The sequence below is a fragment of the Arthrobacter sp. P1_B4 genome (assembly GCF_056406555.1).
This window is the reverse complement of record NZ_JBFTZW010000001.1, coordinates 150045-172995: the sequence shown is the minus strand read 5'-3', so window position 1 is coordinate 172995 and position 22951 is coordinate 150045. Positions and strand designations below refer to the sequence as shown.

At 65.3% G+C, this 22951-nt stretch carries 15 protein-coding genes and 1 pseudogene; 12 read left to right on the top strand and 4 right to left on the bottom strand.

All coding sequences use genetic code 11. The features are described from left to right. Positions 1-48 precede the first annotated feature (48 nt). The 6 genes and pseudogenes from AC1D1W_RS00815 to AC1D1W_RS00790 all read left to right on the top strand — a co-directional run bounded on the left by AC1D1W_RS00815 (position 49) and on the right by AC1D1W_RS00790 (position 10755). Entirely contained in the window at positions 49-1557 is a 1509-nt protein-coding gene (locus tag AC1D1W_RS00815) for an MDR family MFS transporter (protein ID WP_476942692.1), read from the top strand. A gap of 316 nt (positions 1558-1873) precedes the next feature. After that, positions 1874-2892: pseudogene (locus tag AC1D1W_RS00810) on the top strand (IS110 family RNA-guided transposase); the annotation flags it as partial. Positions 2893-3987: 1095 nt separating this feature from the next. Then, on the top strand, positions 3988-8070 hold the full coding sequence (locus AC1D1W_RS00805) for a DUF6531 domain-containing protein (protein WP_476942691.1): 4083 nt from the start codon (positions 3988-3990) through the stop codon (positions 8068-8070). Then, complete coding sequence (locus tag AC1D1W_RS00800; protein ID WP_243178311.1) at positions 8067-8390, top strand: hypothetical protein; 324 nt, start codon at positions 8067-8069, stop codon at positions 8388-8390. The genes AC1D1W_RS00805 and AC1D1W_RS00800 overlap by 4 nt, the downstream gene beginning before the upstream one ends. 200 nt (positions 8391-8590) lie before the next feature. After that, the gene (locus AC1D1W_RS00795) at positions 8591-9187 is read left to right on the top strand and encodes a recombinase family protein (RefSeq protein WP_243178312.1); all 597 of its coding nucleotides are present in this window, start codon (positions 8591-8593) and stop codon (positions 9185-9187) included. A gap of 362 nt (positions 9188-9549) precedes the next feature. Then, positions 9550-10755, top strand: a complete 1206-nt coding sequence (locus tag AC1D1W_RS00790; RefSeq protein ID WP_243178313.1) for an IS110 family RNA-guided transposase — start codon at positions 9550-9552, stop codon at positions 10753-10755. 49 nt (positions 10756-10804) lie between these two features. On the opposite strand, the gene AC1D1W_RS00785 is transcribed toward AC1D1W_RS00790, so the two are convergent. Next, positions 10805-11179 (bottom strand): hypothetical protein, encoded by a 375-nt coding sequence (locus tag AC1D1W_RS00785; RefSeq protein ID WP_476942690.1) that lies wholly within the window; start codon positions 11177-11179, stop codon positions 10805-10807. Positions 11180-11630: 451 nt separating this feature from the next. Between AC1D1W_RS00785 and AC1D1W_RS00780 the strand changes: the two genes are divergently transcribed. Continuing rightward, on the top strand, positions 11631-12059 hold the full coding sequence (locus AC1D1W_RS00780) for a hypothetical protein (RefSeq protein ID WP_476942689.1): 429 nt from the start codon (positions 11631-11633) through the stop codon (positions 12057-12059). Between the two features lie 442 nt (positions 12060-12501). Here AC1D1W_RS00780 and AC1D1W_RS00775 read toward each other — a convergent pair whose 3' ends face one another. From AC1D1W_RS00775 to AC1D1W_RS00765, 3 genes are all read right to left on the bottom strand, one after another. Next, the gene (locus tag AC1D1W_RS00775; protein WP_028276921.1) at positions 12502-13335 is read right to left on the bottom strand and encodes an alpha/beta fold hydrolase; all 834 of its coding nucleotides are present in this window, start codon (positions 13333-13335) and stop codon (positions 12502-12504) included. A 153-nt stretch (positions 13336-13488) separates the two neighbouring features. After that, positions 13489-14115: a thymidine kinase gene (locus AC1D1W_RS00770; protein WP_028276920.1), complete on the bottom strand. Its 627-nt coding sequence runs from the start codon at positions 14113-14115 to the stop codon at positions 13489-13491. A 56-nt stretch (positions 14116-14171) separates the two neighbouring features. Further along, entirely contained in the window at positions 14172-15149 is a 978-nt protein-coding gene (locus tag AC1D1W_RS00765; RefSeq protein WP_459383604.1) for an alpha/beta fold hydrolase, read from the bottom strand. Between the two features lie 100 nt (positions 15150-15249). Here AC1D1W_RS00765 and lysS point away from each other — a divergent pair, with 100 nt between their 5' ends. From lysS to AC1D1W_RS00740, 5 genes are all read left to right on the top strand, one after another. Then, on the top strand, positions 15250-16782 hold the full coding sequence (lysS, locus tag AC1D1W_RS00760) for a lysine--tRNA ligase (protein WP_243178317.1): 1533 nt from the start codon (positions 15250-15252) through the stop codon (positions 16780-16782). Positions 16783-16784: 2 nt separating this feature from the next. Beyond that, a complete protein-coding gene (locus AC1D1W_RS00755; protein WP_223914693.1) occupies positions 16785-16955 on the top strand; it encodes a hypothetical protein in 171 nt (56 codons plus the stop codon). A 152-nt stretch (positions 16956-17107) separates the two neighbouring features. Continuing rightward, a complete protein-coding gene (locus AC1D1W_RS00750; protein ID WP_028276918.1) occupies positions 17108-17434 on the top strand; it encodes a histone-like nucleoid-structuring protein Lsr2 in 327 nt (108 codons plus the stop codon). Positions 17435-18038: 604 nt separating this feature from the next. Continuing rightward, complete coding sequence (locus AC1D1W_RS00745; RefSeq protein WP_028276917.1) at positions 18039-20531, top strand: ATP-dependent Clp protease ATP-binding subunit; 2493 nt, start codon at positions 18039-18041, stop codon at positions 20529-20531. A gap of 245 nt (positions 20532-20776) precedes the next feature. Then, the gene (locus tag AC1D1W_RS00740) at positions 20777-22900 is read left to right on the top strand and encodes a S9 family peptidase (RefSeq protein WP_476942688.1); all 2124 of its coding nucleotides are present in this window, start codon (positions 20777-20779) and stop codon (positions 22898-22900) included. The last annotated feature ends 51 nt before the right edge of the window (positions 22901-22951 follow it).

Here is a 22951-nt window from a genome sequence, read left to right as displayed (position 1 = left end):
AGCGCCGACGCTCGCCGGACCCACACTAAACTCCCTGAGGGAATTCCCATGTCAACAGACGTCACTTCCAACGCCTCTGGCGATCCCGCACCGGGCGCTGCGCCCGCCATCCCCGGATCGGCCACGCCGGCCGCGCCCGCGGCATCCACCGCGCCCACCGCGCCGGCAAAGATGCCCCGGGAGTCCGTGGCCATCATCGCCACGCTGCTGGTGGCCACCTTCGTCGTGATCCTCAACGAGACCATCATGAACGTGGCCCTGCAGCGGCTGATGGTGGACCTGAACATCGATGCGCCTACCGTGCAGTGGCTGTCCACGGGTTTCATGCTCACCATGGCCGTCGTGATCCCCACCACCGGGTTCATCCTGCAGCGGCTGACCACCCGTGCCGTGTTCATGCTGGCCATGGGACTCTTTTCCGGCGGCACCCTGCTGGCCGCCCTCGCGCCGGGCTTCGAAGTCCTGCTGCTGGCCCGCATCGTCCAGGCCGGCGGCACCGCCATCATGCTCCCGCTCCTGATGACCACCATCCTCACGCTCGTGCCGCTGGAGCGCCGCGGCGCAGTTATGGGCAACGTCAGCATCGCCATTTCGGTTGCGCCGGCACTGGGCCCGACAGTTTCCGGCCTGATCCTCCAGCATTTTTCCTGGCGGTTTATGTTCGTCTTCGTGCTGCCGATCGCCCTCGCCGCGCTCGCCATCGGGGCCAGGTATCTGACCAACATCGGTGAGACCGAGAAAACCCGGCTCGATGTCCTCTCCGTGGTGCTCACGGTCCCAGCCTTCGGCGGCCTGGTGTACGGCCTGAGCCAGATCGGCGGCGGCCAGGCAGGCTCCCGCACCCCCGCCGTGGTGGCACTGGCCGTTGGTGTGCTGGCCATGGCAGCTTTCGTCCTGCGCCAGTTGAAGCTCCAGAAGACCGGCGGCCCCCTGCTGGACCTGCGCGCCTTCACGTTCCGGATGTTCACCGTTTCCGTGCTGCTGCTCGTGGTGGCCATGATCGCGCTGTTCGGCGCGGTGATCCTGCTGCCGTTGTACCTGCAGGAAATCCGCGGCCTGACCTCCCTCGAGACCGGCCTGGTCCTGCTGCCCGGCGGCCTCGCCATGGGCCTGCTGGGGCCCTTCATCGGCCGCGTATTCGACAGGATCGGGCCCCTGCCGCTGACAGTGACAGGCTCGATCATGATGGTGCTGTCCCTCTGGCAGTTCTCCATGCTGGACGCCACGTCGCCGCTGGGGTGGATCATCGCCCTGCACGTGGCACTCAGCCTGGGCCTGGCGCTGCTGTTCACCCCCGCCTTCACGACGGGGCTGAACCCGCTGCCGCCGCACCTGTACTCCCACGGCTCGGCCATCATGAGCACGCTGCAGCAGGTGGCCGGCGCCGCCGGCACGGCGCTCCTGGTCTCGATCTACGCCTTCGTGGCCGTTGCCTCGGGCATGGTCGCCGGCATGCATGCCGCATTCCTGACGGCGGCCGTCATAGCCGTCGCCGCCGTCGTACTGTCCACCATGATGCGCAAAACCGAAGGCGCGGGACACCCGGCCGCCCACTAGCTGCAATTAAAAAAACAACTGTGAGTCTTGCAGTGGTTGGTCTGGGACTAGCTGGCAGTGTTGATGCCGGTCGTTCTGCCGGGCGCGTGACTCGAAAAACAATTTGCCCCTTGAGGGTGCGTTTCCCCCGACTTGTCCGCACTGGGCGGAGCGGCCGGTGTTGGCCTGTCCCACATCGGTGGCTTGATTAGAAGCTTGCCCAGCCTTTGCAGGTTGTGGCTCATCACAGTTTTGCCTCGAAGAGACCCTTCCCAGGTTCAACGTCGGCCGTCATGCGGCCGTTCTTGCCCGTTCGAAAGGAAGGAGGGTCGCTGCGTTGACTATCGTTGCTCAGACCCGCCCGTTCGTCATCGGCGTGGACTGCCACGCCCGCACCCACACGTACGCCATCATCGAGGCCAGCACCAGGCGACAGATCGCGTGCGAGCAGTTCCCGACCACCCCGGCAGGGATTTCCCGCGCACTTGCCTGGGTAGGCCGACGGACAGACGGCGACATGGCCTGTCTATGGGCCGTCGAGGGCATCGGCTCCTACGGGGCGCGCCTGGCCAGGGCAGTAACCGACGCCGGCTACGACGTCGCCGAAGCTCCCGGATGAACGCCCGCGGGCGCCGGGGAATCGGCAAATCCGACCCGCTGGACGCCGCCGCCATCGGAACCGCTGTCCTGGGGCTGGAGGAGTCCCAGCTCCGAGCTCCGCGACGGGATGAAGGAACCCGCGCTGCGCTTAGGATCCTGAGCGCAGCGCGGGATCAGTTGACCCGGGACCGAACAATGAATGCCAACGCACTCCTGGCCTTGCTCCGGGCCCATGATCTCGGGATCGACGCCCGCAAACCGCTGGTTCCCGCCCAGATCGCCACTATCACCAGATGGCGGGACCGACAGGAACCGGTCGAACTTTCGATCGCCCGCGAGGAAGCAGTTCGGTTGGCACGCCGCATTCTCGAAGTGACCACCCAGCTGGCTGCGAACCAGAAACGCATGACAGAGCTGATCCAGCAAAGCCCCGCTGCGCCGCTGTTGGAGATGGTAGGCGCCGGGGCTGTCACGGTCGCTACTGTCCTGACAGCGTGGTCGCATCCAGGAAGGGTTCGCAGCGAAGCTGCTTTCGCCTCGCTGGCAGGGGTGAATCCCTTGCCGGCCTCGAGCGGTAACACTGTCAGGCACCGGCTTAACCGGGGCGGTGACAGGCGCCTCAACCGGGCCTTGCACACCATCACCATGACCCGGATGACCCATGACTCCGGAACGCGGGAGTACGTCGCCAAACGCACCCAAGAAGGCCGCAGCTACCGCGAAATCCGCAGATCCCTTAAGCGCTACATCGCCAGAACCCTACCGCCAACGCAACGCCCTTTACGCCGCTGCGGAACCCCCCATTCCACGTTGTTGGAATGGTCGGCCTTTGGGGACCGGACCCTCCGAACTTTCAGGCTTTGCTTTGAGACGACCGGGCGCGCCTGCCTGAAAGTTATGCATGGTCCTCAGAAACGTGGTGGGCCTTTCCGCAGGTTTGTCTAAGGTTTTGATCAAGATCCTTGCAGGTAAACGACAGGGAGGTCTAAGGTCGGCGCATCACTCGTTGGGGGTTCGGGCTTTCGGCAACTGGGAATTGCCGCGGATCATTTTCGTAGAAAGTTCTTGGGGGATGTCTACTGCTCGGAGTCTGGTTCGGTCTGCCCTTTTCACCCTGTCCCTGTGCTGAGGCTGTGGCTTAGCGTACTGCTGGTCCTGGCGGTGGGGCCTGTCGGTCTTCTGGGCATTGCTGGCCCTCTACCGTCTGCGCATGCTGCCGGTACGGTGATCACCAACCAGACAATTAGCGCGGACGCAGTGTGGACGGCGGCGGCATCGCCGTATTGGGTTCCGGGCACGCTGAGAATCAACGCCGGGGTGCGTTTGACCATGGAGCCCGGCGTCATCGTGAAGATCGGGAACACTTCCAGCAGTAATGGTCAGATCATCGTCGACGGGCAGCTGACCGTGCGTGGATCTTCAGCTGCCCCGGTGATCTTTACTTCATACCGTGATGACTCTGTTGGTGGTGATACCAATGGGGACGGCGCTGCATCGTCACCCCAGCGGGGGGATTGGTATCACATTTATTTCAGCGATTCTGCGAGGTCCCAGTCGGTGATGGACCGCGCTGTCGTCCAGTATGGTGGCTACGGGTCGGGGGGCCTCTGCGGGCCCTATGCAGAACTACGGGTAGCTGCGGGTGCTGTCTTGTCATTGACGAACAGCGATGTTCGCCATTCTCAGTATGCGGGCGTTTCAGTCGAGTTCGGGGCCGGAGAGGTTCGGGTCGCCAATAACAGGTTCTCTGAGAGCAACTGTGGCATTGGCGCTCCCACCGGGGCGATCACGGATAATGTCTTTGAGGGCACAATTTCGGGCTACGCCGCAGCGTTCCTCGGATCGAATAACGTGAAGTTCTACGACAACTACGTGTCCAAAGCGGTCCTCGCGAACAGCTCGCCGGGCCCAACCCGGCAGCAGTTGGACATGCGGGGGAACGCCTTGATTGGTGGGGTGTCGAATGAGCCGTCGAACCAGGACGCACAGGACCTCGCCTATAACTGGTGGGGCCATGGTGTGGATGACCCGCCGACTGGTTGCTTTAGCTTCCAAACCACGTACATCCCGGATGTGACGTATGCCTTGGTGAACGGAAGCGCCTGCTATCAGCAGGGCAATCCGTCCATAGCGGGCTACTTTACGAAGGTCACGCCAGCACTCACGGCAGCACCGCCGATTCCCTCGGCCGGGGTTACCGGGACGGGCACCTATGCCGGGTCTGTTGCTGATGAACAGATATATGGCCCGGATGGGGGTTCGGAGTTCGGGACCGCGCCGGTCGGTTCGCAGTCCGACCCGGTGAACACTGCGATTGGCGCGCTCGTGCATTCGGAGTCCGACCTTGCCCTGGCGTCAAAGACTGGGAACCTTAGCCTGAACCGCTTCTACACCTCCGCCGATGCGGCGGAAGGTCCGTTCGGCCGAGGCTGGAGCCTGGGCTACGACATCCGCCTGAGCGTGCAGGGGCCCGAGGCTGTATTGAAAGCAGGCACCGGCCAGCGGCTGAAGTTCACGAAGAACGCGGACGGCAGCTTCACGGCACCGCCAGGAGCAACCTCCGGCCTGGCCCAGAACGCGGACGGGACCTTCACCGTCACCACCCGCTCGGGGCTTGTTCATTCCTTCGATGCCGCGGGGCGGCTGACAGCACTTACTGACGGTTCGGGTCGCGGACCCGCCTACATGTATGACGGAGGCGGAAGACTGACCCAGGTCAGCGACGGCGGCAGATCGATCTCATTCACCTGGGACACCACAGCGGGCCGCATCACCGGCGCCCTGACTTCGGCGGGGCAGTCCGTGACCTATAGCTACACCGGCGGGCTGCTGACCGGGGCCACGAACGCCCTGGCCGGGACCACCACCTACACCTACGACGCCGGGCAACGTCTCTCGGAGATCAAGGCACCTTCGGGCCGCACGATCGTCAAGACCGTGTATGACAACAGCACCGGGCGGGTGGCTGAGCAGTGGGACGGGCTCGGCAACCGCAACGTCTTCACCTGGGACCCGGCGGCCTCGACGGCGACCATGACGGATTCCCGCGGCGGGCTCTGGAAGGACGTCTACCTCGGTAATGTGCTGCAGCGCCGGATTGACCCGGTCGGGAACGCCACGGAGTACGAGTACGATAGCCAGCTGCGGCTGATCGCCACGTATGGGCCGGACGGCATCCGCAACGGGTTGTCCTACACCCCCGGTGGCGACGTGAAGTCCTTCCAGGGCACCACACCGATAGTCCGGTCAGAGTACAACACCCAGCACATGCCCACGACCACGGTCAACGCCCGTGGGAACAGCAGCACCCGCGGCTACGACGCGGCCAACAACCTCACCCAACTGGCCCGTCCCAATCCCGCCGGCGGGACCCAGACCAGCTCGATGGCCTATGACCCGATGGGTAACATCACCTCCGCAACGGACCCGAGCGGCAACACCAGCACCTTCGAATACAGCTCCGACGGGGACCCCATCAAGACCACATCCCCGCTGGGCTCCGTGACGTCCATGGGCTACGACAACGCCGGACGGGTCGCCAGCATGGTCTCCCCCCGAGGGAACGCCGCCGGCGCGGACCCGGCCCAGTACACCTGGCGGTACGAGTACGACGCCCTTGGCCGAATGGTGAAGGCGACCAACCCGGCCGGGCAGTTCGAGACACTTGATTACGACATGGATGGCCAGATCATCAAGGCCACGGACACCTCCGGCCGTTCCACCACCTACCAGTACGACGCGGCCGGGCACGTCACCAGCGTGCAGGGGCCGGACGTGAGTGTCCCGGCTACCACTACGGCCTACGACTCCAACGGCAAGATCACAGCCCTGACTGATTCAATGGGCCGGACAACGGCATTCCAATACGACGCTGCCAACCGGGCCACTACGGTGACCAACCCGCTGGGAACCTATACCCTCACCTACACCAGGCGGAACCAGATTGCGACCGTGACGGACCCRCAGAACGCGGTCACCTCGTACACGTATGACCCGGCAGGCAGGCTGACACGGGCCGATCTACCGGGCACGGACAGCGACGTCACCTATACCTACGATGCGAACGGCAACCGCGTCTCCATGGCGGATCCCAACGGCACCACCTCCTACACCTACGATTCTCTGGACCGGCTCACCACAGTCACTCGAGGCGGGCGGACCTTCACTCTCGCCTACGACGCCGGGTCCCGGCTGACCGGCCTTACGAGTCCCGATGGGGCAGTCACCGGCTACACATACGATGCGGACGGCCGGGTCACGCAAGTCAAGAACGGCACCAGCGTCGTTGCGGACTACACCCACGACCTGGACGGCAATACCCTCACGATCGCGCGGGCCGACGGCTCAACAGCCACCCGCACCTACGACAACCTCGGGCGGCTCACCCGAATCACCGACGCCACCACCGTCGCGATACTCCTGGACGAGACGTACGCCTACGACACCGCGAGCAACCCCCTGACCATCACTCGCCCGGACGGTACAACCGACACGTTCAGCTACGACTCCCGGGACCGGCTTACAAAGGCCTGTTACACCACCGCCTGCGCCGCCAGCAGCGAAGTCCTGGAATGGACCTACGACCACGCCGGCAACGTCCTCACCGAAGTCCGCAACGGAGCAACCACAACCCACACTTACAACACCAAAGGCCAGCGCACCCAAACCACCGCCCCCGGCGGCACCACAACCTACACCTACGATCCGAAGGGTCAGGCCCTCACCGCCGGCGGCACATCCTTCACCTACACCACTGGTGGCCGCACCGCCACGGCCACCACCCCGGCAGGCGCCCCCACCTACCAGTACGACGGTGACGGCCGCCGCCTCAGCGCCACCCTTGGGACCGCGAAAACCAGCTTCGAATGGGACCCCTTCTACCAGCTGACCAACGAACTGGACACCAACGGCGCCCTTATCCGCCACTACACCAACGGCGACCAGCCCCTCACCGCCCACGACGCCGCCGGGACGGCTGCCTACTTCCACACTGACCGGCTCGGATCCATCCGCGCTCTCACCGACGCCACAGGGACCGTCACCTCAGTAGGGGCCTGGGAACCCTACGGCCGGCCCCGGGTCACCGGCCCGAACAACCCCAACGCCCCGCCCCTGGGCTGGCTCGGCCAATACCGAGACCCCACTGGCCTTACACACCTCCGCGCCCGCCAATACAACCCAAACGCCGGCATCTTCCTCACTACAGACCCCGCCGCAGCCACCACCACCTCCGGCACCTATACGTACGGATCTTCCAACCCCCTTCGATACATCGACATCACCGGCCTCTTCTCATGGAATGAGGCCCTCGGCAACATCCAACAAGTCAGTGGAATCGTGTCCGATGTCGCCGGAGTTATAGCCATCGCAGCAGCCGTAACCGGCGTTGGTGCACCGATAGCCGCCATGGCTGGCGGCATAGCCCTCGCCGCCGGTGCAATACACGCCGGAACCAAAGCCATCCAGGCGTACAACACCTGTAACAGCGGCAAAGGATCCTGCGGCGACGCAGTCGCCGACGTACTCCTTTCAACCGCAGCCGTAGTCCCAGGAGGGAGACTCATCAAGGGCGCGGCTTCCGGAGCGAAGGCCATGTCCAGGGTGGCAAGAGCCGGAGATGAATTAGTCGATGTCTGGCGCGTAGTAGGGTCAGATGAGGCAGCCCAAATTGCAAGGTCAGGTACCTACCGAGTCCAGCCCGGAGGAATGGGCAAATACTTCTTCCCGACCCAGGGGCAAGCCGAAAACTTGGGACAGGGGTACATAAAAATAGGCCAGGGACAACAAACGCTCACGCACGGACAAGCGCCTCGATCGGTCATTGACCGGGCTGAACCTGTTCACGCCGCAAGCGAAGGCCCCGCCTGGTTCGTTCGCACAGCAGATATTCCATCCATTTGCAACGTCATCTGCATAGGACCGATCGGCCCATGAGCCCACATACAGTCTCGGCACAGTTCTGCTTCTACGCGGCAGAAAGCGGTGGTCTAGCGGCGGAAATGACAAGCCCAACGCCGTCCTTGATCATGATCTTCCCTCCCCTGACTGAGGCTGAGGAAGAGCCAGTTCAATTCGGTGCCATCCTTGATTTGGCCGGCGAGAATGTTCGACCCGACTCGATGCCGGAAGGAAAGCTCATCTTCTGGTCAGATTTATCAAGGTTGTATGCCTCCAAAGGTGTTGCTTTCCAAATCTGGTACGACGGACGATTTGTAGGAGAGGGAAGAGTCAACGACATCGTGGAAGATGCCTGAGTTCGGGTAGCACTTCATGATTCCAGCTATTGTCTCGTAAACGTACAGCTTTTCAAGACACAGTCCCCGGGCCTCGGGAGGGGCAACGGCCGTCGCGCGAGCAGACGGAATAGCCGCGTACTCGGCGTCTCGTAAAGGCGTCTCGCCGTAAATCGTCTCGCTGCGGGCGCGTCGGCGACTTTTCGAGTCAGAATTGCTTCATGAGGCAACTGGGTTACACCCGGGTCAGTACTTCCAGCCAGGACGCCCAGCTCCAGCTGGACGCAATTGTTGCAGCTGGTGTGCAGGAACGTGATGTCTTTGCCGACGTGACCTCCGGAAGCAAGACGGCGACCGAGCGCCCCGGAATGAAGAGGCTCCTCGAGTACGCCGTCGAGGGTGACACGGTCGTTGTGTGGCGGGTGGACCGGCTGGGCCGATCATTGATAGACGTGCTCAACACTGTGGCCTTGCTGCGCGGCCGCGGTGTCCAGGTCCGGTCCATCTCCGATGGCATCGACCCGGCAACCTCGACCGGACGGCTGATGCTGAACATGCTCGCAACCCTTGCCGAGTATGAGCGCGAGCTCATCGTCGAGCGGGTCAATGCCGGCATCGCTGCCGCTCGGCAAAGCGGCACACGTTTCGGGCGGCTGCTTTCCGACCCCGCAGTCATTGCCGACAAACTCGCGATCGCCCAGGACGCTCGCGCCAAAGGCCGCACCGCCGAGGACGCCGCCCGTCTCGTTGGCTGGAGCCGCGCAACGCTCTACCGCCACCAGCAAGCCGGTGCCGCGAGCGAGAGCACCACAATCTAGCCCGAAAACCACGCGCTGCATGAAGACTCCGGTTTCCGACCTCCTTAGCCAGCGACCAGGTCTACTGCACGGACCTCGCTTCGCTCGGGCTGTAGAAGCCTTTTTCTGTTTATTGCTGCTGTCCTTATGGTGTTGTCGGGTGGTTCCGTGGCCGTTGTAGGGTCGTGGCTACCCAGGGGAGGCGGGTATGGCTTTGTTGCTGTGGCCGGACGATTCACGTCGTGACGGCTCCGTAGGATTGGCCGCCCGCCACCCCGCGATGACCCGACCGCTGATTGAGAGACGCGACATGATCGCCGGATAAGGACACGACGGCGCGGTTATCTGCCGGGTTCCACCCATCCGACAGACTGGAGGCTGTTTTGGCGAAATTGTGGGCCGGCATCGATGCCGGCAAAGCCCATCATCACTGCGTCGTGATCGACGCCGACGGAAACCGTCTGTTCTCGCAGAAAATCCCCAACGACGAACCGGCCCTGCTCGAGCTCATCGCCGCCGTTCTGAAGCTCGGGGACGGGGACGAGGTCATCTGGGCGACGGATCTGAACCACGGCGGCCCGGCGTTGCTGATCGCCCTGCTCGTCGCCCATGGCCAGAGCATCCTCTATATCCCGGGCCGGATCGTCCACCACGCCTCCAAGCTCTACCGCGGCGAGGGCAAAACGGACGCCAAAGACGCCGCCGTGATCGCGGACCAGGCCAGGATGCGCCGCGATCTGCAGCCGCTGCGGGCCGGGGATGAGATCAGCACCGGGCTGAGGATCCTGACCGCCCGCCGGGCGGACAAATCCGCGGACCGGGTCCGCGCGATCAACCGCCTGCAGGCCCAGCTGCTCGAATACTTCCCCGCTTTGGAGCGGGCCTTTGACTACAGCCGCTCCAAGGCAGCGCTGCTGCTGCTGACCAAACACCGGACCCCGGACGGGATTCGCCGTACCGGCCAGGCCAGGCTCCATGCCTGGTTGAAGAAACACGGCACCCGTTCGTCCGCCGCGGTCGCCCAGGCCGCGGTGGATGCTGCGAAATCCCAGCACACCACCGTCCCGGCCCAGCACATGGGGGAGCTGATCGTCGCCGCCCTCGCACGGGAGATCATCACCCTGAACGAGGAACTGGCAGAGCTCGATGCGCTGATCAGCGTGAAGGTCACCGAACACCGGCACACCCGGACCCTGCTCAGCGTGCCCGGCTTCGGCCCCGTCCTGGCCGCGGAGTTCCTGGGCGCTACCGGCGGGGACCTCACCGTCTTTCAGACCGCGGACCGGTTCGCCGGCGTCGCCGGACTCGCCCCCGCACCCCGGGACTCCGGCCGGATTACGGGCAACCACCACCGCCCCCGCCGCTACGACCGCCGGCTGCTGCGGGTCTTCTACCTCTCCGGGCTATCGGCGCTGAAATCCTGCCCGGCCTCCCGGGCCTACTACGACCGCAAACGCGGCGAAGGCAAAACCCACGTCCAGGCCATGCTCTCCCTGGCCCGCCGCCGACTGAACGTTCTCTGGGCCATGCTCCGCGACGGCACCACCTACACGCCAGTCCCGGCGGAGGCACAACCACTGGCCGCCTGACGAGTCGACACCGGGCCCGGACCGGAGCGCAACGTTCCGTTCAGCGATTTCAAGTGCTAAGAATTTTCCGAGCCAGTTCGACGAGAACCGCCATTTTTCGCTGTGATTCCTCTTTGAGAACCGGGTTTGTCTTTGCATCGAGGTACCAGCCGAGCCGGTCATAGGCATGAACAACCGCCTCAGTGCCCGTGGTCGTCTCCTTCAACGTGACGGTCATTCCTACCGGAATGCTCTTTCGACCCCACGGCAGCATCGTGCCCCATATACGGAGAGAAAAGTTCGATCCCTCACGCACGGAGACCGACTCGCCTTCGTTGCGCGGAATGTAGCCCGCAGCCCTCAATCCCGCCATCAGCACCGCAATCGATTCTGGCGCTGTCGTTTGAACGGGAATTGATTCGCTTAGCTCGTAGATGCTCTCCATCGGGATCCCCTTGTCTCGGCACAGTCACATGCACGGCTCGACACATCCCTGAACCGTGGTGGTACTGCGAATCCTAATGGGCCGTACAACGAAACATGCAGCTTCTGATCGGGCCAAAAAGCCGTCCGCTTAGGGTCCCACTGCTGGAACGAAAAGGGCCTCGCTGCGCTCGGGCAGCACAAGGTTTTTTTCCTTTTTTGCTGCTGTCCGTTGGATCTTACGTGCCCGCTCCACCGGCTCAACCGTCCTGCGGACGGCAGCCCACCGGATGCCTTGGGTCGGCGCTGCGCTGATTTCCTCCCGCAATCCATCCGCTGCTTGCCCTTCGGGTTGCCCCGGCTCCGTCGGGCACAGCTACGCGATGCTCCGCCAGCAGGCAAAAAACATGGTGGGGGAGAGGAAGCCGGTTGTTGAGGCACCCGCCCCGCCCCAAGAAACGGAGCATCACCCCATGAACACACAAACCATGACCGGCACGGTCACGGCCGACACCGCCGAACCTGTCACTGCCCCGGCCCTTCCCGCCGACGACCGGGCAGGGGACGGGTATGACTGGATGGACACCCTCGAAGGCACCGCCTGGTCCGTGCTGGCGAACTGGGGCAGCGAGGGCTGGGACGCCGGATCCTGGCCCTACATCATCGTCGCCGTCGCCCGCACCCGTGACGGGAACGGGGAACTGTTCGGCTACGGCACCTACGTCGAAGGCGACACCGCGACTTATTGGTTCCGGTCCCAGGACGCCTGCTTCGGAGCGATCACCGCCGAGGTGTTCTTCCACTGGGCCTCCGGCCAGTCCGACGGCCCGGACAACCTCCCCGCCACCGCGGCCAGGCTGCCGGAGCAGGACCGGAAGCCCTACCCGGGCTGGGCGGACTAGAAGCACCTTGGGCGTCCCGGCCGCCACCGGCCGGGACGCCGGAGCGGCACACCAATATCCGTTGACAACATCATTGAGATTCCTTCGGATCATACGTGCCCGCTCCACCGGCTCAACCGTCCTGCGGACGGCGGCGCAGCCGATGGCTTGTGTCGGCGCTTCGCTTATTTCCTCCCACAAACCATCCACTGCCTGCCCTTCGGGTTGCCCCGGCTCCGTCGGCCACAGCTACGCGCTGCTCCGCCAGCAGGCACAGAAGCGTCGGGGGGAGAGGGGAAGCTGGCCGGTCACCAAAGCCGCCCCGCTATGGTCCGCGCCAGCACCCGATTCCAGCCGCTTGACAGACATAGAAGCGTCGCGGGGTGACTTAGCGCCGGTCCGGACCTCCGGAATGGGCGCCATTTGACCCAGCGTTGCTTGATAGGGCGTTGCGTGGTGCGGGTTAGCCTGCGTAAAACGCGCTCAGCTCGGCGATCAGCTTGTCCGGCGCCTTGTTGACACCGTCGTGGCCCATGCCCGGCAGGATCGTATAGCTGGAGCCGGAGAGGACATCGTGGATCTGGGCGCAGGCCACCCCGAAATAGGCCGGACTTTTCTCGCCCACGATGATCAGCGTTTCCAGCGGCAGTTCCAGGAAGGGTTCGGCCGGCATGTCCGCGGCGATGATCGCCTTGATCTCGCGGACGCCGGTCTGCATGAGGTCGCGTAGCTGCTTGCCGATCGGGGTGCCCGCCGAGAGCTTGTTCGCCAGCGTCAGCATGGACAGCGGCATCCGGGAGAGGGCGCTGCCGGTCTCCAGGCCCTTGAGCAGGACGGCGAGGGCGCGGTCGTCGTCGCCGGCTGCGGTCGCCCGCTCGTATTCGGGCGTCCAGTCCGCCGTGACGCTGTGGTTGACGGACACGGCGGGGTCGTACACGGCCAGCCGTTCCACCGGCAGGGTGCGGGCCGCGTGCAGGGCCACTGCCCCGCCGAAGCTGTGGCCGAAGACGTCCGTGCTGGCGGTGTGCTTCATGACGGCGTCGAGGTCGTGGATGTCCACGTCGAGGGTGTAATCCTCAGGCTGCGGGGAGGACGAGCCGCGGCCGCGACGGTTGAAGGTGTGCACCGGCCGTCCCAGTGATGCGCTGAGTTTCTGCGCGAAACGGGTGTAGTCGGCGGCCGTCACCATCGAGGCCGGCACGACGACGATGCCCGAACCCGCCGAGGCGAGCTCGGCGCCCGTGCTCAAAAGCTCGATCGTTCCGCCGTTGGGGGTTCTGATGTTCTCGCGGGTCATGCTCCGAGCCTAGCCGAGGCCACGCCCCAGTGCAGTAAGCCGCGGTGCACTACGGCACCGGTCCAGCACGGCGCAGTCCACTATGACCGCAATCCACTGTGACCGCAGTTCAGTTGTGGTCCCGTCGCAGCGGCGCTGCATGATCGCCCCGCGCTAGTTGCCCAGCCGGCCGCCGGAGACCTCGAGGTAGCAGGCGCCGCAGAGCGACTCGTACCAGACGTCCTGGCCGTCGATCGCAACCTGGTTCCCGTCGAACACCACATGGTCCCCGATCCGGCGCGTGTTGAAGATGGCCTTCCGTCCGCAGCGGCAGATGGTCTTGAGCTCTTCGAGGGTGTGCGCGATCTCCAGCAGGCGCAGGGAACCGGGGAACGCGCGGGTCCGGAAATCGGTGCGGATACCGTAGGCGAGGACGGGGACGTTGTCCAGGACCGCGATGCGGAAGAGGTCGTCCACCTGCTCCGGTTCCAGGAACTGGGCCTCGTCCACCAGCAGGCAGGCCACCGGCGGGGTGTCCACGTGCTGCAGGAGGGCGTCGGGATCGTCGCCGTGGGCCTGGGCGGTGAACAGGTCGCGGGCCGACGCGCCGGCGGGGATCAGGAAGTCCACCGAACGGGTCATGCCCAGGCGGGACACGACGTCGGAGTCGCCCTTGGTGTCCACGTCCGGCTTGGCCAGCAGGACCCGCTGGCCGCGTTCCTCATAGTTGAAGGCGGCCTGCAGAAGCCCCGTAGATTTGCCGGAGTTCATGGCGCCGTAGCGGAAGTAGAGCTTGGCCAAGGGGGTCCTTTCGAAAGGGTCGCCCCCGATTCTAGCGGTCGGTCGCGTCGCAGCCCTCAGCGGCCGGGCCCACTGCGCCGCCACCGGGCCGGCACGCCCGCGGCTGCAAGGCTGCCGGCCAGGCTGACGGGCGGCGGAGTCGCAGCCCCGGGTCCGCCGTGGAGGAACCGGGCCGTGCGGAGGGCCAGCCGGCTTCCCGGCCGGATGGGGCCTTCGTGGAGCTGCCCGGGGACCACGGCGAAGCTGACCGCGGGGACGGCGTCGGCAAGCTGGTGGCTCGTGTCGGCGAAGTAGCCGGGGCTCCAGCCGCCGCTGAGCATGAGGGTGGGGGTGGTGATGGCGGCAAAATCCTCGAGTTCGGCGTCGGCATCCAGTACGGCGCGCATCTCGGCGACGGCCGTGGGCAGCAGTTGCCGCATTTCGGCGCCGAGCCTGGTCCGGGCCGAGAGGATGCTGAGCATGCGCAGTGCGCCCAGGGGCAGCATGGACACCGGGCCGGCCGTCTCCAGGCCTTGCACCAAATGCGCCCAGGCGTGGTCGAGTTCGCCGGCAGCCACGGACCTTTCCAGTTCGGGCCGCCAGCGCTGGGTGAGGTTCCCGGAGAGGCTCACGGCGGCGTCGTAAGTCACCATCCTGCGGATCGGCAGGCGCCGGGCGGCCTCGAGGGCCACGAACCCGCCATAGCTGTGGGCCACGACGTCGCTGGCGCCGGTCTCGCGGAGCACGGTTGCCAGGTCGGCCACCTCGGTGGCGGCGGAATAGTCGGCAGGCTGGTGCGAGGAACCGGCGCGTCCGCGGCGGTTGTAGCAGTGCACCGGCTGGTCCAGCAGCCGGCAAAGTTTTCGGGCAAAGGACCGGTAGAGCGCATCGGTGATCAGGGTCCCGTGCACGACGACGACGCCGGATCCTTCGCCGCGGGACGCCACGGCGGCGTCGGACGCGGCTGTTCTGCCCGGTGCGTGCCCCGCCGGGCGGATGGTGTGCAGCTCAAGGTGTCCCTTGCCGTCGTCGGTCCTCACTGTCCATGTCTCCACAACTTCGAGTCTATTCCCGCACCCCGTCCCCCTGGCCGCCGCCCGGGCAGAACCGGGCCGGGACCTTCCCGGACGCAAATCGACGGTAAACTTGGGGATTGTGACTTCCCAAAACACCCCCACCCCGAACACCGCCGCCGAGCCGCATGATGCCAGCGAACAGACCCGCATCCGCATGGAGAAGCGCGCCAAGCTGATCGAACGCGGCGTCGAGGCATATCCGGTGGGTGTCGAACGCACGCACTCGCTTACGGAAATCCGGGAGAAATACGCCTACCTGCAGGCCGATGAAACCACCGGCGATGCCGTTGGCGTGACCGGCCGCATCGTCTTCATCCGCAACACGGGCAAACTCTGCTTCGCCACCCTCCAGGAGGGCGGCCTGGACGGCAAAGCCGTGCGGCTGCAGGTCATGCTGAGCCTGGCCAACATCGGTGAGGAGGCGCTCGCGGAGTGGAAGTCCCTCGTGGACCTCGGCGATCACGTCTTCATCAAGGGCGAGGTCATTTCCTCACGCCGCGGCGAACTCTCCGTCATGGCGGATTCCTGGACCATGGCCTCGAAGGCGCTGCGCCCGCTGCCCGTGCTGCACGCCGGGCTGAACGAAGAAACGCGTGTCCGCCAGCGCTACGTGGACCTCATTGTCCGCGACGAAGCCCGCGAGATGGTGTACACCCGCGCCGCGATCACCCGCTCCATCCGCGAAACCCTGCACCGCCAGGGCTACGTTGAGGTGGAAACCCCCATGCTGCAGCTGGTTCACGGCGGCGCCACGGCCCGTCCCTTCGAGACGCACATGAACGCCTTCGACCAGAAGATGACGCTGCGCATCGCTACCGAGCTCTACCTCAAGCGCACGGTGGTCGGCGGGATCGACCGCGTCTACGACATGGGCCGGGTCTTCCGCAACGAGGGCGTGGACTCCACGCACAGCCCCGAGTTCACCACTTTGGAGTCCTACGAGGCGTGGGCGGACCAGTTCGTCATGGCGGACCGGATCAAGGAGATCATCCTGGACGCCGCCGACGCCGCCGGTGTGGGCCGCGTGCTGCAGACCGAAGCCGGGGAGATCAACCTCGACGGCGAATGGACCTGGCTGGCTGTCTACCCCGGACTGTCCGACTTCGTGGGCCAGGAAGTAACCCCCGATACCCCGGTTGCCGAGCTGCTTGAGCTGGCTGCCAAGCACGAGGTCAAGGTCGACGCCGCCTGGGAAGCCGAGAAGCTCGTCGTCGAACTCTTCGGCGAACTGGTGGAGCCGACGTTGCTCAACCCCACGTTCGTCTACGACTATCCGCCGTCCGCGCAGCCGCTGGCCCGCCAGCACCGCGAAGACGGCCGCCTGATTGAGGCCTGGGACCTCATCATCGGAGGCATGGAGCGGGGCACGGCCTTCTCCGAACTGATCGACCCGGTCATCCAGCGCGAACGCCTCACCGAACAGTCCCGCCGTTCCGCCGCGGGTGACGTGGAGGCAATGCAGCTGGACGAAGACTTCCTCCGTGCGCTCGAGTACGGCGCGCCGCCCATGGGCGGGATCGGCCTCGGCATCGACCGGCTCGTGATGCTGTTCACCGGATCCGGCATCCGCGAAACGATCCTCTTCCCCCTGTTGAAGCCCGAAGGACACTGAGCATGGACTATATCGCCGTATTGCTGCCCCCCATCGTGGTGGGCCTGCTTTTCTGGTTTGCCATGAAATCCATATTCAATGCCGACAAATCAGAGCGGCAGGCAGAAGCCCGCGCCCATGCCGAAGCCGAAACTAGGGCCAAAGGACCGGAATCCGGGACCCTGGGAAGCTAATTACCCGAAAGAAGTAATAGTTCCCTATTACCGCCTTCGGTTTTCCTTTGGACAGGGTTTTGCGCTTTGACTCCCTGCTGTAACGCGGAGGATACTTATTCCAGATACATCCTGCTTTTCTTAACGCTCGATCTTTGGAAAGAGAGTCCTTTATGGCACAGAAAGTAAAAATCATCCTCGTTGATGATCTGGATGGGGGATCCGCGGACGAAACTGTCCGGTTTGGCCTTGACGGCGTCAGCTACGAAATAGACCTGTCGTCAAGCAATGCATCAGAACTGCGCTCCGCGGTGGACCGATTTGTGACGCACGCGCGCAAAACGTCAAGCGGACGCGCCACGCGCACGAAAATTTCCAGCGGACGGAATCAGGACTCTGCCCAGATCCGCCAGTGGGCACGGGACAACGGCTATGCGGTAAACAGCCGCGGGCGCATCCAGGCTGAAATTCAGGAAGCTTACCAAAAGGCTAATTCCTAGCAGGGACCCGCGTCAGGGTGCAGTGCGGGGCCCGGCATGAGGGCGCAGTATCCAGCCGCAATCACGTTTCATGGCGTCGTAATCGACCGTCTGTCAAATGCCAATGCCCCCGTTATCTGACGGGGGCATTGCCATGCCGGCGTCGGGGCGCCCGTCCAGCAGATCGGCCCGCCCGTCCGGCGATGAACAGACTCCGCCGCCCGTGTTCCTCCCCGGCAGCATTTCCAGGCAGATGTCCCGCACGAGGTGAACCATTTTCCGAAGATGGCCGCAATGGGTCCAGGCTTAGCGGCCATCTTCGGCAATTCGGGAACCTTTGCCATGCCGTCGGCGCCCGTCCGGCATTGCAACGTCCACCCTTCCGGCGGTGCGCCCGTCCGCCCGTCCGCGCGGCCGGAACGGCCCGCTTAGCGGCCGGTTTCGCCCTTCCGGATGGGCAGAATGCGCCGGTCCGGAGGGGTTCCGGGCGGTTCTTGCCCCTGGCCGGGGGACCCGGTCCGGGCGCGGTTGCGCAACCCTCCGGTTTCCCCTGTGGCGAACAAGCCCCAAATCTGGAACCCGGCCACGTAGCATCAAAGTACGTCGTAGCTAGGAGTGTGGCGAAATGTTTGAGCGATTTACGGACCGTGCCCGTCGCGTAGTTGTGCTTGCCCAAGAAGAGGCACGCATGCTGAACCACAATTACATTGGTACCGAACACATCCTCTTGGGTCTGATCCATGAGGGTGAAGGTGTTGCCGCCAAAGCCCTTGAATCCTTGAGCATTTCGCTCGACGGTGTCCGCGAGCAGGTCCAGGAGATCATCGGCCAGGGCCAGCAGGCGCCCTCCGGCCACATCCCCTTTACCCCCCGCGCCAAGAAGGTCCTGGAGCTCTCGCTGCGCGAGGCGCTGCAGCTGGGCCATAACTACATTGGTACCGAGCACATCCTCCTCGGCCTTATCCGGGAGGGCGAAGGCGTTGCCGCCCAGGTGCTCGTTAAGCTCGGCGCAGACCTGAACCGGGTCCGGTCGCAGGTTATCCAGCTGCTCTCGGGTTACCAGGGCAAGGAAGCCACGGGCGCCGGTGTAGGCCCCGGACAGGCTGAGGGGACCCCGGCCGGGTCCGTTGTCCTTGACCAGTTCGGCCGCAACCTGACCCAGGCGGCGCGCGAGAACAAACTGGACCCTGTGATCGGCCGCGAGCAGGAAATGGAACGCGTCATGCAGGTCCTTTCCCGCCGCACCAAGAACAACCCTGTGCTGATTGGTGAGCCCGGCGTCGGCAAGACCGCCGTCGTCGAGGGCCTGGCCCAGGCGATCGTCCGCGGCGATGTCCCGGAGACCATCAAGGACAAGCAGCTGTACACCTTGGACCTCGGGTCCCTCGTGGCCGGTTCCCGCTACCGCGGCGACTTCGAAGAGCGCCTGAAGAAGGTCCTCAAGGAGATCCGCACCCGCGGCGACATCATCCTGTTCATCGATGAGATCCACACCCTGGTGGGCGCCGGTGCCGCCGAAGGTGCCATCGATGCGGCCTCGATCCTGAAGCCCATGCTGGCCCGCGGCGAGCTCCAGACCATCGGTGCCACCACGCTGGACGAGTACCGCAAGCACATCGAGAAGGATGCCGCGCTGGAGCGCCGCTTCCAGCCGATCCAGGTCAAGGAACCCTCCGTCGCGCACGCGATCGAGATCCTCAAGGGCCTCCGCGACCGGTACGAGGCACACCACCGCGTCACCATCACCGACGGCGCCCTCGCCTCGGCGGCGGCCCTTTCCGAGCGCTACATCTCGGACCGCTTCCTGCCGGACAAGGCGATCGACCTGATCGACGAGGCCGGTGCACGGCTCCGCATCCGCCGCATGACTGCCCCGCCGGAGCTCAAGATCATGGACGAGAAGATCGCCGCCATGAAGCTGGAGAAGGAATCCGCGATCGACGCGCAGGACTTCGAAGGCGCCGCTTCGCTGCGCGACAAGGAGCAGAAGCTCATTGCCGAGCGCGCCGAAAAGGAACGCCAGTGGAAGACCGGCGGCATGGACGACATCTCCGAAGTTGATGAAGACCTCATCGCCGAGGTGCTGGCGAACTCCACCGGCATCCCGGTCTTCAAGCTGACCGAGGAAGAGTCCTCGCGCCTGCTGAAGATGGAAGACGAACTCCACAAGCGCGTGGTCGGCCAGAACGAGGCCATCAAGGCCTTGTCCCAGGCGATCCGGCGCACCCGAGCAGGCCTCAAGGACCCCAAGCGTCCGGGCGGCTCGTTCATCTTCGCCGGCCCCACCGGCGTCGGCAAGACCGAACTGGCCAAGGCCCTCGCCGAGTTCCTGTTCGGCGAGGAAGACGCCCTGATCACCCTGGACATGTCCGAGTACTCGGAGAAGCACACGGTGTCGCGGCTCTTCGGTGCCCCTCCGGGCTACGTGGGCTACGAGGAAGGCGGCCAGCTGACCGAGAAGGTCCGCCGTCGTCCGTTCTCCGTGGTCCTGTTCGATGAAGTGGAGAAGGCGCACGCCGATCTCTTCAACTCGCTCCTGCAGATCCTGGAAGACGGCCGCCTGACCGACTCCCAGGGCCGCGTGGTGGACTTCAAGAACACCGTGATCATCATGACCACGAACCTCGGCACCCGGGACATCTCCAAGAGCGTTGCCACCGGCTTCCAGTCCGGCACGGACACGCAGACCGGCTACAACCGGATGCGGGCCCGGGTCACGGAAGAGCTCAAGCAGCACTTCCGCCCCGAGTTCCTGAACCGTGTTGACGATGTTGTGGTCTTCCCGCAGCTGACCCAGGACGAGATCATCGAGATCGTGGACATGTTCGTCGCCCGCCTGGAGAAGCGCCTCAAGGACAAGGACATGGGCATCGAGCTCACGTCCGCGGCCAAGGTTCTCCTGGCGACCCGCGGCTATGACCCCGCCATGGGTGCCCGGCCGCTGCGCCGCACCATCCAGCGCGAGATCGAGGACCAGCTCTCCGAGAAGATCCTCTTCGGCGAACTGCACTCCGGCGACATCGTGGTGGTGGACGTGGAAGGCGAAGGCGACGACGCGAAGTTCACCTTCGCCGGCAACGCCAAGCCGCGCATCCCGGAGATCGCTCCGAGCGTCTAAGCACCATCAACAACGGCCCCGCTGCCCCGAAAGGGACGGCGGGGCCTTTGCGTTGCCCGCCGTCGTGAAGCATTTGCCGGAGATGGCCGCTATGGGAGCTGGCTTAGTGGCCATCTTCGGCGAACGGTGGCCGTGCTGAAGTGCCAGGGCCCGTCCCGCATGATAGGGGAGCCGTGTCTGAAAGCAGTGTTTCACTCTTAGTGAACGTTTTGTGATCGATACCACATACGGTGTTGAATCGGTGCATGGCTGCTAAGGACTCAGAGACCCTGAGCGAACAACCCGAGACCCCCTTCCACGATCTGGACCACTACCTCGCGATCCCCAGAGTGAGCGGTTTGACGCTGAGCCCGGACGGCGCCCGGCTGGTGACCACCGTGGCGACCCTCGGCGCGAAGGGCACCGAATACTGCACCGCGCTGTGGGAGGTGGATCCGGGCGGGGCCAAACAGGCCCGCCGGATCACACGCAGCGCCAAAGGGGAGGCCGGTGCGGTGTTTGCCGCCAACGGCGACCTGTACTTCACCTCGGCCCGTCCCGATCCGGAGAGCCCCGAGGCAGACCCGGTGAACGCCCTCTGGATCCTGCCGTCCGACGGCGGCGAAGCCCGGGTGGCCTTGTCCCGGGCCGGCGGAATCGGCGGGGTCCACGCCGCCAAGGACGCCGACACCGTGGTGGTCGCGGCCTCGGTCCTGGCCGGCTCCACGGACGAGGACAATGACGAGGAACGCCGGAAAGCGCGCAAGGACAACAAGGTCGCGGCCATCCTGCACAGCGGCTACCCTGTCCGCTACTGGGATGCGGACCTGGGCCCGGCGCAGCCGCGGTTGTTCGCCGTCGAACCCGGAGACCCGTTGGAGGCCGGAAAGCCGGCCACCGTCGACGCCGCGCCGCCGCTGAAGCTGCGCAACCTGACGCCCGACGCCGGCATGCGGCTCAGGGACGCCGAATCGGTGCTCAGCCCGGACGGCACGACGATTTACAGCAGCTTCGCCAAGCCCCTCGCCAATGCCGATTCACGTTCCGTCCTGGTCGCCATCGACGTCGCCACCGGCACCCGCACGGTCCTTCTGGACACGAAAGGCCAGAGCTACTTCCCGGGCCCGGTCAGTCCGGACGGCCGGAGCCTGGTGGTGGTCAGCGAAAGCGACACCACGCCGATGGCGGCCCCGCGGGTCTTGCTGCACCTCCTCGACGTCGCCGGCCCGGCGGCCGGGGACGGCGCCCTGACGCCGCTCGCCCATGACTGGGACCGCTGGGCCCGCCCTGCCGCATGGCTGCCGGACGGATCGGCCCTGCTGGTCATCGCCGACGAGGACGGCGCATCGCCGGTATTCCGGATCGGTGTGGCCGGAGACCCGGGCGGGGCGGCCCAAGTGCTACGCCTGACGGCCGACGCCGCGGCGTACACCGACGTCGTTGTCGCACCGGACGGACGCAGCGCCTACGCCCTGCGCAGCTCCTACGAATTCCCCGCCGAACCTGTACGGATCGACCTCGCCTCCGGTGACGTCGTCCGCCTGCCCGCGCCCGCGGAACGCCCCCGCTTCACGGGCACGCTGGAGCGCGTGGAGACGACGGCGGCCGACGGGGCCCGTGTGCCCGCGTACCTGGCCCTGCCCGAGGGCGCGTCCGCCGCGGCCCCGGCCCCGCTGCTGCTCTGGATCCATGGCGGCCCGCTGGGATCCTGGAACGCCTGGACCTGGCGCTGGAACCCGTGGCTGCTGGTGGCGCGCGGCTACGCGGTGCTGCTCCCGGACCCCGCCCTCTCCACCGGCTACGGCCAGGACCACATCCAGCGTGGCTGGGGGGAATGGGGCAAGGCTCCGTTCACCGACCTGATGGCCATCACCGACGCCGTCGTGCAGCGCCCCGACATCGACCAGACGCGCACGGCCGCCATGGGCGGCTCGTTCGGCGGGTACATGGCCAACTGGGTGGCCGGGCAGACGGACCGCTTCAAGGCAATCGTCACGCACGCCAGCCTCTGGGCCCTGGACCAGTTCGGCCCCACCACCGACGCCGCGCAGTACTGGCTCAAGGAGATGACGGCCGAGATGGCGCTGGAGAACTCCCCGCACCTGCACGTGGAGAACATCCGCACTCCCATGCTGGTCATCCATGGCGACAAGGACTACCGCGTGCCGATCGGCGAGGGACTCCGGCTCTGGTACGAACTGCTCGCCAAGTCGCAGCTGGYGGCAGACGGAAACGGCGAAACGGACCACCGTTTCCTGTATTTCCCGGACGAGAACCACTGGATCCTGCAGCCGCAGCACGCCAAGGTCTGGTACGGCGTCGTGGAGCACTTCCTGGCTAGGAACCTGCTGGACAAGGACGTTCCCGTCCCCGACGAACTCGGTCTCTGACGGACCGGGCCCGTGCCGGCAGAGAGCCGGCCGGGCCCGGGGCACCCGTAA

Coding starts and splice junctions, on each gene's coding strand:
- AC1D1W_RS00815 (WP_476942692.1), top strand. CDS start 49: ATGTCAACAGACGTCACTTCCAACGCCTCTGGCGATCCCGCACCGGGC.
- AC1D1W_RS00800 (WP_243178311.1), top strand. CDS start 8,067: ATGAGCCCACATACAGTCTCGGCACAGTTCTGCTTCTACGCGGCAGAA.
- AC1D1W_RS00795 (WP_243178312.1), top strand. CDS start 8,591: ATGAGGCAACTGGGTTACACCCGGGTCAGTACTTCCAGCCAGGACGCC.
- AC1D1W_RS00785 (WP_476942690.1), bottom strand. CDS start 11,179: ATGGAGAGCATCTACGAGCTAAGCGAATCAATTCCCGTTCAAACGACA.
- AC1D1W_RS00780 (WP_476942689.1), top strand. CDS start 11,631: ATGAACACACAAACCATGACCGGCACGGTCACGGCCGACACCGCCGAA.
- AC1D1W_RS00775 (WP_028276921.1), bottom strand. CDS start 13,335: ATGACCCGCGAGAACATCAGAACCCCCAACGGCGGAACGATCGAGCTT.
- AC1D1W_RS00755 (WP_223914693.1), top strand. CDS start 16,785: ATGGACTATATCGCCGTATTGCTGCCCCCCATCGTGGTGGGCCTGCTT.
- AC1D1W_RS00750 (WP_028276918.1), top strand. CDS start 17,108: ATGGCACAGAAAGTAAAAATCATCCTCGTTGATGATCTGGATGGGGGA.
- AC1D1W_RS00745 (WP_028276917.1), top strand. CDS start 18,039: ATGTTTGAGCGATTTACGGACCGTGCCCGTCGCGTAGTTGTGCTTGCC.